Raw genomic sequence first — 13,753 nt, 5'->3', positions numbered from 1 at the left:
CTAATTTTCTAACTTAGTTTTCCATTTGTATACCAAATTCATAATTTGAATTGGGGTTTTGCCCATAAGATCGGTACTCTCTAAATCTTTAATGATTTTACTTTCATTCTTGCTTAATTGTGGATGGTTCTTAGGCTCATCAACTTTAAATAAAGCCATCTGTTCACCATCACTTAAGTCAACTGACGTTTCTGATTCAGTCTTCTGGGGAAGTGTTGGATGCTTCACTTGTGCTTCATTTTTCTGAATCTTATCATCATGATTGTTTTTCCGTTGATCAGCATCCTCAAGTTTCTCAAGGACCGTATTAGCTCGTTTTAATAATTGATCAGGAAGTCCCGCTAGCTTAGCAACATTAATCCCATACGAACGATCAGCAGGACCATCCATAATTTTATGCAAAAAGACTAAATTACCATTCTTTTCAACCGCTCCAACATGAACATTCTTTAAATGTTTTAATTCATGATCTAAATCGGTTAACTCATGGTAATGAGTCGAAAAGAGGGTTTTTGCCCCAATATTGTCATGGATATACTCAATAATGGCTTGAGCAAGCGCCATTCCATCATACGTGGACGTTCCCCTTCCAATTTCATCAAATAAAATCAACGAATTATCTGTGGCATGTTTAAGAGCTTCGTTAGCTTCTCTCATTTCCACCATAAAAGTACTCTTTCCAGAAATAAGATCATCAGCGGCTCCAATTCGAGTGAAAATTTGATCAAAAATAGGCATATCAGCACTCTCAGCTGGAACAAAACAACCCATTTGGGCCAAAATCACAATCAACGCTAATTGTCTCATGTACGTGCTTTTTCCTGACATATTAGGGCCGGTAATTAGCAATTCTGAAACAGATGGATGCATTACCACATCATTTGGGACATAACTCTGAGCTCCCATTACTCGTTCTACCACAGGATGACGTCCAGCCTTAACGTTTAAGTCATGACCATCATTAAATTGGGGCTTAATAAACTGATATTTCTCAGAGATAGTAGCGAAACTTTGCAAAACGTCTAATCGCGAGATTCCACTTGCTAATTTTTGGATCCGCGGGATTTGTTTTTTAATTTGATCGCGAACTCGAGTGAATATTTCATACTCCAAGCTCTTTGATTTTTCTTCAGCTTCAAGTATAATCGACTCTTTTTCTTTTAATTCCGGAGTCGAAAAACGCTCTGCGTTAGTTAGCGTCTGAAGACGTTCATAACGACTATCATCCAGTTTACTTAGATTTCCCTTTGAAACCTCAATGTAGTAACCGAAAACGCGATTATAGCCAATCTTTAGATTATGAATCCCAGTTATCTGACGTTCCTTAGCTTCCATATCAGCAAGCCACTGCTTACCATTCTTCATGGCATCCCGATACTGGTCGAGCTGTTTACTATAGCCATCTCTAATTAAGCCTCCATCAGTCACTGAAATTGGTGGTTCGGAGATAATAGCCGCTTTAATTAATTCATATACATCATTAACATCATCAAGTTTTTGATAAATTTCATCGAATTCAGGAGTATCAAGATCATTTAACACGTGCTTGATTTTTGGAATTTGTTCAAGTGAAGTTTCTAATTGGACTAGATCACGGCCATTCACACCGCCAAAAGAAATTCGTCCGGCTAACCGCTCTAAGTCATACACTTTAATCAAATTATCAGCGAGTTCACTTCGTTCATAATAATTATCTAAAAGTGTCTCAACCAAACTCTGCCGTTGCTCAATCTCTTTTCGATCAATTAAGGGACGTTCCAACCATTGCTTGAGTTTTCTACCACCCATTGCCGTTTTAGTATCATCGACAATCCAAAGTAACGTTCCACTCTTTTTTCCGGTTCGAATATTTTTGGTGAGTTCCAAATTATACTGCGAATTATGATCAATCTTTAAAAAAGAACTAGGTTCATATCGAACGGCGGGTTGAATGTGTGACAGACTTCGTTTTTGGGTGTCAGAAATATACGATAGCAACATTTTAAGTGAATCAAGTAAGGTAGAATCATCAATGGTAGAAATAATCTCATCTGAATCTATTTCAGAAATCTGGTTTTCATGAGAAATTAGAACTCCAATCCCCTTTAATTGATCAATTAAATCACTATCAATCGATTCATCAACAACAACTTCCTTAGAATTCAAGTTAATCACTTCATTTAAAACAGCTTCCGCGTTTTTTAACAAACTAACCTTTAATTCACCAGTGGATAAGTCAATGTATGAGAATCCATATGCATTATTACTTTCACTATAGGTCACCGCAGTTAAATAATTATTAACCTTTGCATTTTCAGCGTTAGCATCCGTCTGAGTTCCTGGAGTTACTAATTGAATGACATCCCGGTCAACCATTCCCTTAGCTGTCTTGGGATCTTCCATCTGTTCACAAATTGCCACCTTATATCCCTTATCAACCAGTGTATCTACGTAACTCTGCACTGATTGATGAGGAACTCCACACATGGGAATGGGATTATCAGATTTTCTGCTACGCTGTGTTAAGGTCAACTCCAATAATTGAGCTCCCTTAACGGCATCTTCATTAAACAATTCATAAAAGTCACCAATACGATAAAACAAAAAAGCATCAGGATACTGATCCTTAACCTCCTGATATTGTTGCATCATTGGCGTTGTTTGTTTTGATTTTGCCATGCGTTACTCTCCTCTAAAATTCTTGGTACGGATGATCCTTATTAATTAAAATGTTCTTAATCTTTCGTGCTTTTCCCGATTTACTGTCAACATCAATGTAACACCCTGATAACACTGCACTACCTGTTTCTTGCACTTCAAACCGATTGGGCCTTGCTGTCATAAACTTATTAATGACTGGCTCAAACTTCATCCCAATGACCCCATCATTTGGTCCTGTCATTCCGGCATCGGTTAAAAAAGCTGTCCCGTGGGGCAAGATTTGACCATCACTAGTTTGAACGTGGGTATGAGTTCCAACCAAAGCTGAGATTCTTCCATCCAAATGAAGCGCCATGGCCTTCTTTTCACTAGTAGTTTCCGCATGAAAATCAACAAAAATAATATTCACGTTATCTTTGTGTAATTGAGATAGGAGATTATCCACGTCCTCGAACGGATCGTCAATTTCATCCATAAAAACCCGTCCCTGAAGATTAATTACGGCTACCTGGTTGCCATTCACGTCCATTTCTATGTATCCATGTCCTGGAACATCTTTTCCAGGATAATTAAGTGGACGAATAAGATTTTTGGTTTGATTGATAAAATCGAAAATTTCGGAATTATTCCAGGCATGATTTCCCAGGGTAATTACATCAGCTCCAGCATTCATAATTTTCAAATAAAGTTCATGATTAATCCCACGACCTACTTTAGTAGCATTTTCACCATTTACAATGGTGACCTGAGGTTTCAAATCGTGTTTTAATAATGGTAAATATTTTTCTACCGTGGCCACTCCAATATTACCAACCGTATCTCCTAGAAACAAAAATCGCATATCCATTCCCCGTCTTCTAATATAATATCTTTATTTTACACTGATAAATTGAAATAAAAAAGACCAGAATAATGTCTGATCTTTTACTTTGCATATTCAACTGAACGGACTTCTCGAATCACATCAACCTTGACGTGACCAGGATGATTCATTTCCTTTTCAATCTTATCTTTAATATCTCTAGCAAGCACAATTGCTTGGGTATCAGAGATCTTTTCGGGCTTGGCGATCACTCTAATTTCACGTCCAGCTTGAACAGCGTAACTCTTTGAAACTTCATCAAAGCTATTACTAATCTTTTCAAGTTTATCAAGACGATGAACAAAGCTTTCCAGTGAGTCACTCTTTGCACCAGGTCGAGCCATTGAAATCTTGTTGGCAACATCAACTAACTCTGAAATCATGTAATGAGGCTCACTTTCAGGTCCACCTAATTGAATTGCATCAATTACCTCAGGACTCTCACCATACTTCTTTGCGATATCAACGCCAGCATCAATATATGAAACATCCGTTCCACTATTAGACGACAAGCCAATCTCACGCAATAATCCCGCTCTTTTCGCTAATGTAACATCTTCACCTAACTCAGCAGCAAACACTCCCGCCAATTTTGCTACTTGAATGGAGCGTGATAAAACATTTTGTCCATATGAAATTTTGTATTTCAATTGACCAATTAATTTAATCAAATCAGGATTCATCGAATGAATCCCTAAATCAAAGACAACGTTTTCTCCAGTTTCTTGAATTTGGGCTTCGAGTTCTTTCTTACTCTTATCCACCATTTCTTCAATACGAGCCGGATGAATCCTTCCGTCTTTAATTAACTTTTCAAGTGCCATTTTGGCGACTTCACGTCGAACCGGATTAAAACCACTTAAGACCACGGCATTAGGAGTATCATCAATAATTAAATCAATTCCTGTAAGTGATTCAAAGGTTCTAATGTTTCGACCCTCACGTCCAATGATTCTACCTTTCATATCATCATTGGGTAAAGTTACTACAGACACAGTAGTTTCTGAGACAATATCAGCTGAACTCTGCTGAAGTGCTTCAACAATTAAATTCTTGGCATCCTTAGCAGATGCTTCCTTAGCAGAATCGTAACTTTCTTTAATCATTTGAGCACGAGTATCAGCCAATTCTTGCTTCGTCTCATCAATTACCATCGTACGAGCTTCCTCTTTAGTTAAATTAGAAACTCTGGCAACCTCCTGTTGCCTTTTTTCAATAAGTGAATCTGCTTTTTGTTGTTTCTTAGTCAGTTCTTGCTTCTCTTTTTCAAGTTTTTCTTCTTGACGTTCTAATGAATTATCTCGCTTTTCAAACGCACTATCTTTTCGATCAAGTGTCTCTTCACGTTTTAATAACCGATCTTCCTGTTTTTGAACTTCAAGTCGACGCTTCTTCAGTTCTTTTTCTACCTGAAGACGATAAGCATTACCCTTTTCCTTTGCTTCTAAATTAGCCTCTTTAAGCGCATTTTCAGCCTGCTTCTCAGCATCCGAAAGGATATCCTTTGCACTCTTATGAGCAGCATCTAACTTCTTCTCAGATACTTGCTTATAAGTAAACTGACCAATCAAAAAACCAACAACTACAGCGATAATAGCGGAAACAACTGTAACTATCATTTACATATGCCCCCGTATCACTAATAAAAAATTTATTTAAATAACTAACACAAACGTTATTCACTTCTTAATTCTAAAGTTTAGAAAAATTAGTGTCAACTAGTATGTACAAAAACAGGATACAAATATCATCCTATTTTACTTTAAATTATCGTAAATCATTTTAAGACCACACTTAGTAGCGTAATCCCGAATCTCATTTCGATCTTTGCCAAAGTTAAATTCTTTCGCCTTTACATCTCCGTCAGGGAGCGCAATTCCAACCCAAAAGTTTCCTGCTGGATGTCCCTCTAGTTGATCTGGTCCTGCAACTCCAGTAAATGAAACAGCAACATCGGTATTAAGTAGTTTTTTGGAATTTTGTGCCATCCATACGGCGGTTTCACGCGAAACAACTCCATGATCATTAATGACCTCAGTGGGAATATGCAGAACGTTTTCTTTAACCTTAGCTGAATAGGTGACAAATCCACCAGGAAAGACTTCAGATACGCCAGAGACATCTCCAAGTCGACTCTGAAACATGCCGGCTGTGAGTGACTCAGCTGCTGTAATCGACAATTTCTTATCCTTTAGAAGGCTAACGGCCACTGTAGCTAAAGAATTATCGTCACCGAATCCATAGAAATACTTGCCAACGATTGCATTAACCTTTTGAGCCATCCCATCAATTAGGTTATCAACATCAGCTTTTTTAGATCCACTAGCAGTAATTCTGAGAGTAACTTCATTATGCTTAGCGTATGTTGCAAGCGTTGGGTTACTTTGGTTAGAGATTAAAGGCTTTAATTGATCTTCAAGTTCAGTTTCCCCAATCCCAAAGAAACGCATTACTTTCGAAGCAATCACCGGATTGCCACTAGCCATCTTGGCCAAGATTGGCAAAGCATATTTAGTAAACATGTGCTGCATTTCAACTGGAGGTCCAGGTAAAACTAAATAATCACATTGCTTGGTCTCTAAAAACATTCCAACCGCAAATCCATTATCATTCGGTAATACAGTTGCACCATGAATGTATTTAGCTTGCATGTCGGCTGTCGTTGGTTCTTTCATTGGATAAGACTTATAAAAGTCATTAATTTTTTGTAGAGCATGCTCATCTGTATCGAGAGCAAGTCCCAGATGTTTAGCAAGGACTAGTTTAGTAATGTCGTCTTCTGTGGGACCCAGTCCACCACTTAAGACGACCAAATTACTTCGACTCTCAGCGAGGTTAATAACCGATTCTAGTCGCTTATAGTTATCTCCCACCGTATCTTGAAAATAAACGTCAATTCCAAGATTAGCTAAGCGACGGGCAATGTATGGAGCACTTGTGTCAGTAATCTCACCTAAGAGAATTTCCGTTCCGACTGATACTATTTCAGCATTCATCAAATCACTCCTAACAATATTAATTAAAATGAATCAGAAAAAACTTTTCGATTTTTGTAGAAATACTCAATCCCAGAGTAAATGGTAAAGAAGAGACAAATGTACAAACAAATCTGTCCCACTGGTAAGTTAAGATTGTTAAATAAGGCATTATTCAATAGCAAAATAATAATTGCAATCATCTGGAAAAAAGTCTTTATTTTTCCAGGCCATGCTGCTGCAACTACTTCCCCATCGTTTTCAACGATAATGAGTCTTAATCCAGTAACCGCCAATTCCCGGCAGACAATGATGGCAGCAATCCAACTAGCAACACTTCCTAAACCTACTAAAACGATAAAAGCACACATTACAAGCATTTTATCGGCTAAGGGATCAGCAAATTTTCCAAAATTAGTCACCAGATGTTGCCGACGAGCAATTTGTCCATCCAAGAAATCCGTTAAAGCGGCCACAATGAAGACGATCGTTGCTAAAATTTGAGTAACTGGAATCATGGTTCCTACAATCATTACACTACCCAAGTCCATGGGTACTACCAATAAAATCAAAAAGATTGGTATAAGAATTATTCTAAATAAAGTTAATTTGTTTGGTAAGTTCAAAAATCTATCCTCCTAGGATCAAACGCTAAAATAACGACCTGTTATCTTTAACAGATCGTTATTTTGGTTAAAGTTTATTTGGTCAACTTGAAAGTAACGTTTCTAACCTGAGCACTGCCATTATTAGCAGGTTTCTCTAAGTTAGCCTTTTGTCCGTTAATGGTAATATCAGTTGCAGTAGCATTACCTAAATTAACGTTAAAGTCCTTAGAATTAGCAGGAATGGTTACCTCATGGGTTTGATTAGGATTCAAGGTTCCTTGCCAAACTTGTGATCCATTAACGGATACAGCCGACCATGATTTAGCGGTTCCCTTTAAATTAACCTTAGTTTCTTTTTCATTGGTCTTAACGTTATACTCGTTCTCATTTGCTCCTTTGGTAATTTGAGTTCCAGTAGCCTTAGTATTCTTTGACTTAGCTTTTGCTTTATCCTCAGCAGCTTTTTGTTTTGAACTGGAACTAGCTTTAGAGCTGGAACTATCGGATGAGACCGAAACTGAGGTGGTGCTTGAGGCACTATTAGAATTATGATGAGCTAATTTTCCTGCGCCAACCCAAATTACACCGATGATAATAACCACGATAATTACAATTCCAACGATCGGAACTAACTTTCTCATATTCCAACCAGAGTGATTTGGTTCTGGACTGGATGGATCATGACGAGCCGTTCTTTGACTAGACTGTTGTGATTGGGCTGGTTCTGGTTGATTCCCATTATAATTCTGGCCCTCACGACTTTCATTATCAATAGAATTGGCATTTTCTCCACCAGGCAGATCTTGATCATACTTTTGAATAAACTCACTTCCGTTTAATCCAACAGCATCAGCAAACTGCTTAACAAACGCACGCACGTAAAAATCACCCGGTAGCGCAGCAAAGTTATCTTCTTCAATTGCCTCTAGATAACGTTTCTGAATTTTAGTTTTCTTTTGAACGTCATCAATCGACATCCCAGCGTCAACTCTTGCCTTACGGAGTAGTTGACCAATATTGACACTCTTTTGATTTTTATCTTCTTTATCCATATGTAAAACCCCATTGTTTTAGATTTCATTGCAAGTATATCACAACGCATTGTTTTAAAAAAAGATATACGTTAAGAAATGACCTTTAAGGTCGTTTTCCCAAAGTCAAAAAAATGTTTAGCAAAATCAATGACTTCGCTAAGTGAGAGTTGATTTAAGATCTGAACTTCATCAAAAATATTTGTGTATTCGTTTAAGGGATCACCCATTTGATTAGCAATCGCTGAATTAGAATTCATGACCGAAATTGATTGGCCAATTTCCTCCCGTTTAATTAAATTGAAAATCTTAGTTAACCCTGAAGCATCATCTAAAGCTCTTTTAATTTCACGTTTAATTGACTGCTGGAATAACTCAGGGTGATCGGAATCTTCAGCAAAAATCACAAATTGATAGCCTGCTTCCATATCAAAATCATACCCAAAAGAATCATTGATGATGCCTTCAGAATATAGACGTTGATATGACTCTGAATCCTCGGAAAAAATCATGGATAGAAATAATCCTAGGGATAATTCATTCTTGGAAAATTGGGAACCGTAAACTTGATCACTTGGTCCCCTGAAACCAACCGCTACTTTGCCAGTTGAAAGATTCATTTCAGAATAATCAGATGCAACAATGGGACTCTTCTGAATTGCCTCGTTAGTTTTTTGTTTCAACGTTGCGATCTGTGTTGGATTAATTGGCTTGATCGCTTTTTCGAGATCACTAATCCGTGCAATGGCCTGGTCTTTATCAACCTTTCCTACCAACATTAAATCCATGTTATTAGGAACATAATACTGACGATACATGGCGTACAAATCATCAGCAGTAATTTCAGCAATCGAATCAACGGTTCCAGCAATGTCATGGTCAAGTGGCGATCCATGATACAAATTACCAATCGTGTCGAAATAAATTCTTGAACTAGGATCATCCTGATACATAAGAATTTCTTGGCCAATAATCCCCTGTTCTTTTTGGACTTTTTTCTCATCAAAATATGGATGTTGAACTAAATCAATTAAAACATCTAAGTTATCATTAACACGACTAGTCGTATTAAAAAGATAGCTGGTTTGATCAAAACTAGTAAAAGCATTGGAATCAGAGCCAAATTTACCAAATCGATCACTAGAATCATAGTCATGTTTATCAAACATCTTGTGTTCCAAAAAATGTGCAATTCCAAGTGGCATCCCTTGAAGCTGGTCACCATTCAATCTCACGTTGTTAATGGCACCAAAATGAACGTTTAAGATTCCATAGGTTGAATTAAAGCCTGGTTTAGGGTCAATCATCACTTTCATCCCATTATCTAAATCATAACGATGAATGGTTTCATTTAAATTGTCATACCGAACTTCAACCATTATTTGTTCCTTTCAATAAAAATCTTGTCTTTAACTTCATCATTGAAGCTACCTTACTTAAGTCGTCTTTAGTAACTGCCCTAATTTTTTGGATCCATTGATCAACACTCAAGTCCATTCCATATAATTCATTCACAAAGTCGCCGTTCAGAGTTCTTCTCTGACTATCAAACTTTGAATCGTATCCATCGACAAGTGCCGATTTCACGTCCAAGAAGCGTTGATCATCGTATTTTTGAGCTTTAATTAAATCAATCTGCTGATGAATTAAAGCTTCAACCTCCTCTGCATCATCCGCATTAATCCCGCTTTCAATTGCTACATATCCAAGGGTGGAGTTGTAACTACTTGAAATATAATATGCCAGACTGTGCTTTTCACGAATATTATGAAACATCAACGACTGTTGCGTCCCACCAAGTAATGCATTCATGACGATGGCAGAAAAATAATTGCGATCCCCAATCAAGATGGGAAGATCAAACGCCAAATCAAATTTAGATTGTTCACCCTTGATGGTTTCCACCTTACTTTGTTCAGATGATTGACCTAATTCTGGTCTTATTTTTGAACTAAGGTCTGGCCGTGGTGAAAACGCCAAATGATGCTGAACATCCTCAATTTGCTTCGGAGAGAGTTGTCCTAGGATTGAAATATGAATTTCATCATTTGCCAAAATGTTCTTCAATTCATTTAAAACATCTTGATTTTTAAGGCTCATAACCTGTTGGGGACTTCCAATCACTGACTCTGAATAGTTAGGTTGACCGTAAAAATATAGTTCACGAGTTCGTTTTAGGGCATAATAACGACGATCATCACTAAGTGAATTCAGGTACTGAACGAGATTATCCCTTTGAATCTGAAACTGATCATCAACATATTGATGACCAACTTGATTAGGATGAAAAATCATTTCGGCAAGAAAAGCAAGAGCTTCATCCAAAACATCTGAATTATCCAACGTGAAATCATTATTAACAAAACTCATCACAACTCTTAAAACACTTCGATTGCCAATCTTAAAAACATTGGTACCAAAATCAGCACCAAATAGTTCAGAAAGTCTTCTAGCCACTTTAAGTTTCGAATTATACTTTTGACTGTAATTTTCCATCATTTCAGCTACCATTGCTCTAGCCGCAAATTTTCGATGGTCTAACGGTTCCACAAAGTCAACCGTCATTGCGGTTGTTTTAAACTTGCTACTCTCATGAACGTTCAAATGAACGCCATCTGTCATTACTTTCTTCAAACCAATTCCTCCAAAACAAAAAGTTCTCCTAGAAAGAATTCTAAGAGAACTTTATCAATTAGTACAACTAATTCTTTGTAAACACATGCTTAAATTTTGACCAGAAACCTTGTTTCTGTGGTTTGATCTTCATCAAAGGAACGGTTTCACCTAACAAACGACGCGCAATATTTCGGTACGCCGTTGAAGCAGGATCATCCGTATCTAAAACGACTGGTTCACCGTGGTTGGATGTAGTAATGACCTTATCATCATCAACTACAACCCCAAGTAAACTAATTCCTAAATGATGAGTAATTTCATCAACATCCATTACATCACCATCATCCATCATGCTAGGACGAACTCGATTAATGATCAAACTGGGTGTCTCTTTTAAGGGATGCTTCCCTAATAAGCCCACAATGCGGTCAGCATCACGAACAGCCGAGATTTCAGGAGTAGTAACCACAATGGCACTATCAGCACCAGCCACTGAATTCAAAAATCCTTGTTCAATTCCAGCCGGACAATCAATCAACACGAAGTCAAATTGTGGTTTTAACTCATCAACAATTTCTTTAACTTGATCCTCTTTTAGAGCTGTTTTATCTGTATTTTGTGCAGCGGGTAATAAGTATAAATTATCATCAAACCGTTTGTCTTTTACTAGGGCTTTCTGAAGCGGAACTCGACCATTTGCGACATCGACAATATCATACATAATTCGATTATCCAAGCCAAGAACAACGTCAAGGTTTCTTAGGCCGATATCCAAATCCATTAGGCAGACACGCTTACCCATCAAGGCTAAAGCAGTCCCGATGTTAGCAGAAGTAGTTGTTTTACCAACTCCACCCTTTCCAGAGGTAATAACGATTGCTTTTCCCATTATTCAGTTCCTCCTATTCGATTATAAAACTTTGGACTAATGTTTTTAATCTCATCTAAATTGCCATACTCGATAGTATGTAGGTCATTAATGTAAATTACGGTACGGCTATTTTCAGACATTCTATCTTTATTATCACTCACAATATCAAACTGTTCACCAATCCGAACTTGTTGAGCATCATTTAAGTTTCCGATCACAAGGGCTTCTTCATCATTAGGGAATCCAGCATGAACGATTCCTTTAACATACCCTAAGTTATAAACGTTACCACCGGCAAGTAACTTCCCACCTTCATGTATTGCTCCACAGAATAGCACGTCACCTTTAGCCATGACTTCTTCGCCATTTCTGATGGTTTTCCCAATTACTGAAACCTTATTTAAATCACGAATGCGATAGGCCTCTGAAGTTGTAACTACATCGGCCATAAAACGTCTAATACTCATTTGTGGATACTTGGAAACGATCTCCCTTAACTCTTGCTTTTGGGCTCCGGTTAAGATGCGATTCCCGGTAAAGACATCGAAGGAAAATTGTTTAGTGTTTCCTAGTTCCTTACCACTACTCAGTTGCTCCATTAAATTCTTAAACTCATTAATGTCACTGTCAAAATTACTGGTATCAGAAATATTAATCTCATAACCATTCTGAGTACCCTTTAAAACTACGTTCTCCATACAATCAATGCTCCTAGTTTAACTAAAATAATTGAAAAGTGCCCTGATTGGGAAATAAAGAATAACAAACAGGATCAGATTCAATACTAACGTTGGCCCCAAGGTGTAAATCAATAACTGAGTTCCACTAAGAGACGCAATGTGGGCAATTCGATCACCCAAGTAACTCAAGATAAATACCACTAAAACATCCCCCATATAAATTAGGGATGAAGTTACCAGGTTTTCACGAACAAACTTAAAAACAATGCGATTAATATAAACCACCAGTGGAAAGGCAAACATAAAGATTCCAACGATTCCAACGTAATAAACATCGTAGACGATTCCAATTCCTAAGGCCCACCATCCAATATGAAGTTTTTCGTGGCGCGCAAAAAGCGTTGCCATCACTAACCACATTAAAGTTAGGTATGGTACCATCGAAAATTTTTCAAAAAGTACTGGTGAAAAAAGTTTAGAGATTGACCCCTCTAGTAGGAATGCAATTACCAATCCAATTGGAAATAAGAATTTCAAACGGGATGGGCGACGCATCGTACGCCCTCTTCTAATCCTTCTTGCCAATTACGGTCACCGCCTCAATATCATCCATATTTGCAGCTGGCTTAATGTTAACTTTTTCAGAAATGCCATCACTATTCTGCTTGGTTCCGGCCACTTTTCCTACAAAAAGTCCTTTGGGAGTGACACCACCAAGACCATTTGTCATGACTTTCGTCCCCGTCTTGATTTTATCCTGATTAGTGACACTTCCCATTACCAACTCGTTAGTATCACGATTATAGCCATCAATGAGACCATTAACAACTTTCTTTTGTCCCTGAACTTGAACAGAGAAACGACTAGCGTTATCACCTTTATCTGTGATTAATTCAACTTTACTATTGGTTTTGTTGACTTCGGCAACTCGACCTACTAATCCTGAATTAACGATTACAGACATGTTCTTTTGAACTCCAGAAGCTGATCCCTTATTAATGATCAATTGGTTCAACCAAGAAGATGGCGTTCTAGTAATTACACTAGCATTAATTGATTTGTAGTCCGTGGGAGTTCCTTTAATATCCAACTGTTGTCTTAATTTTGTATTTTCATTTTCAAGTGCTTGATTTTTAACTTGAGTTTGAGCTAATTGTTCAACTTGACCCTTTAAATGATTGTTCTCCTGATAAGTGTTTAATAAATTACCAGTTGCACCAAAGAGTGAACCAACACCATTCGCAGGGATGCTAACAATTCGATCACCAAATCCAACAACGTCATTTCCTACCTGCTGAATCAATGGAGGAGTAGCACGGTTTTTTCTAACTGCCACTGACCCACTAATCAAACCTAAGCCAATAATTAAGCAAACGACAATGATTACTAGCTTTCGACTTGAAAAAAACTTGTGCATAATAATCCTCCGTGCGTGCTTAAAATAAATAAGCGGGAATTAAATCCCCGCTT

12 protein-coding genes are annotated in these 13,753 nt (G+C 37.6%); all 12 read right to left on the bottom strand.

The window, feature by feature from the left end; all coding sequences use genetic code 11:
* Complete coding sequence (gene mutS / locus AC6UD2_RS05350; protein WP_500698242.1) at positions 1-2,658, bottom strand: DNA mismatch repair protein MutS; 2,658 nt, start codon at positions 2,656-2,658, stop codon at positions 1-3.
* Positions 2,659-2,671: 13 nt separating this feature from the next.
* Positions 2,672-3,481: a TIGR00282 family metallophosphoesterase gene (locus tag AC6UD2_RS05345; protein ID WP_500698261.1), complete on the bottom strand. Its 810-nt coding sequence runs from the start codon at positions 3,479-3,481 to the stop codon at positions 2,672-2,674.
* A gap of 83 nt (positions 3,482-3,564) precedes the next feature.
* Positions 3,565-5,121, bottom strand: coding sequence for a ribonuclease Y (rny, locus tag AC6UD2_RS05340; protein WP_039144289.1), 1,557 nt, complete (start codon positions 5,119-5,121; stop codon positions 3,565-3,567).
* Positions 5,122-5,259: 138 nt separating this feature from the next.
* Positions 5,260-6,498 carry a competence/damage-inducible protein A gene (locus tag AC6UD2_RS05335; RefSeq protein WP_500698241.1) on the bottom strand — a complete coding sequence of 413 codons (1,239 nt, stop codon included), beginning with the start codon at positions 6,496-6,498 and terminating at the stop codon, positions 5,260-5,262.
* A gap of 23 nt (positions 6,499-6,521) precedes the next feature.
* A complete protein-coding gene (gene pgsA, locus AC6UD2_RS05330; RefSeq protein ID WP_039144294.1) occupies positions 6,522-7,103 on the bottom strand; it encodes a CDP-diacylglycerol--glycerol-3-phosphate 3-phosphatidyltransferase in 582 nt (193 codons plus the stop codon).
* 74 nt (positions 7,104-7,177) lie between these two features.
* Positions 7,178-8,137, bottom strand: coding sequence for a helix-turn-helix domain-containing protein (locus tag AC6UD2_RS05325; protein ID WP_500698240.1), 960 nt, complete (start codon positions 8,135-8,137; stop codon positions 7,178-7,180).
* Positions 8,138-8,208: 71 nt separating this feature from the next.
* Positions 8,209-9,495 (bottom strand): EF-P 5-aminopentanol modification-associated protein YfmH, encoded by a 1,287-nt coding sequence (gene yfmH, locus AC6UD2_RS05320; RefSeq protein WP_500698239.1) that lies wholly within the window; start codon positions 9,493-9,495, stop codon positions 8,209-8,211.
* Positions 9,488-10,750 carry an EF-P 5-aminopentanol modification-associated protein YfmF gene (yfmF, locus tag AC6UD2_RS05315; protein WP_500698238.1) on the bottom strand — a complete coding sequence of 421 codons (1,263 nt, stop codon included), beginning with the start codon at positions 10,748-10,750 and terminating at the stop codon, positions 9,488-9,490. Before yfmF ends, yfmH begins: the two co-directional genes overlap by 8 nt.
* Before the next feature lie 67 nt (positions 10,751-10,817).
* On the bottom strand, positions 10,818-11,621 hold the full coding sequence (gene minD / locus AC6UD2_RS05310) for a septum site-determining protein MinD (protein WP_010021987.1): 804 nt from the start codon (positions 11,619-11,621) through the stop codon (positions 10,818-10,820).
* Positions 11,621-12,301 carry a septum site-determining protein MinC gene (locus tag AC6UD2_RS05305; RefSeq protein WP_039144303.1) on the bottom strand — a complete coding sequence of 227 codons (681 nt, stop codon included), beginning with the start codon at positions 12,299-12,301 and terminating at the stop codon, positions 11,621-11,623. The genes minD and AC6UD2_RS05305 overlap by 1 nt, the downstream gene beginning before the upstream one ends.
* Before the next feature lie 18 nt (positions 12,302-12,319).
* Positions 12,320-12,868 (bottom strand): rod shape-determining protein MreD, encoded by a 549-nt coding sequence (gene mreD, locus AC6UD2_RS05300; RefSeq protein ID WP_156112353.1) that lies wholly within the window; start codon positions 12,866-12,868, stop codon positions 12,320-12,322.
* Positions 12,852-13,700 (bottom strand): rod shape-determining protein MreC, encoded by an 849-nt coding sequence (gene mreC / locus AC6UD2_RS05295; RefSeq protein WP_039144306.1) that lies wholly within the window; start codon positions 13,698-13,700, stop codon positions 12,852-12,854. Before mreC ends, mreD begins: the two co-directional genes overlap by 17 nt.
* Positions 13,701-13,753 lie beyond the last annotated feature (53 nt).

This window comes from Fructilactobacillus sp. X2R5C2, assembly GCF_059901375.1.
This window is presented reverse-complemented; position numbering and strand designations above follow the sequence as displayed.

Bases quoted from the DNA above. Each gene is read 5' to 3' on its own strand.
- mutS (WP_500698242.1), bottom strand. From the start codon at position 2,658: ATGGCAAAATCAAAACAAACAACGCCAATGATGCAACAATATCAGGAG.
- AC6UD2_RS05345 (WP_500698261.1), bottom strand. From the start codon at position 3,481: ATGCGATTTTTGTTTCTAGGAGATACGGTTGGTAATATTGGAGTGGCC.
- rny (WP_039144289.1), bottom strand. From the start codon at position 5,121: ATGATAGTTACAGTTGTTTCCGCTATTATCGCTGTAGTTGTTGGTTTT.
- AC6UD2_RS05335 (WP_500698241.1), bottom strand. From the start codon at position 6,498: ATGAATGCTGAAATAGTATCAGTCGGAACGGAAATTCTCTTAGGTGAG.
- AC6UD2_RS05325 (WP_500698240.1), bottom strand. From the start codon at position 8,137: ATGGATAAAGAAGATAAAAATCAAAAGAGTGTCAATATTGGTCAACTA.
- yfmH (WP_500698239.1), bottom strand. From the start codon at position 9,495: ATGGTTGAAGTTCGGTATGACAATTTAAATGAAACCATTCATCGTTAT.
- minD (WP_010021987.1), bottom strand. From the start codon at position 11,621: ATGGGAAAAGCAATCGTTATTACCTCTGGAAAGGGTGGAGTTGGTAAA.
- AC6UD2_RS05305 (WP_039144303.1), bottom strand. From the start codon at position 12,301: ATGGAGAACGTAGTTTTAAAGGGTACTCAGAATGGTTATGAGATTAAT.
- mreC (WP_039144306.1), bottom strand. From the start codon at position 13,700: ATGCACAAGTTTTTTTCAAGTCGAAAGCTAGTAATCATTGTCGTTTGC.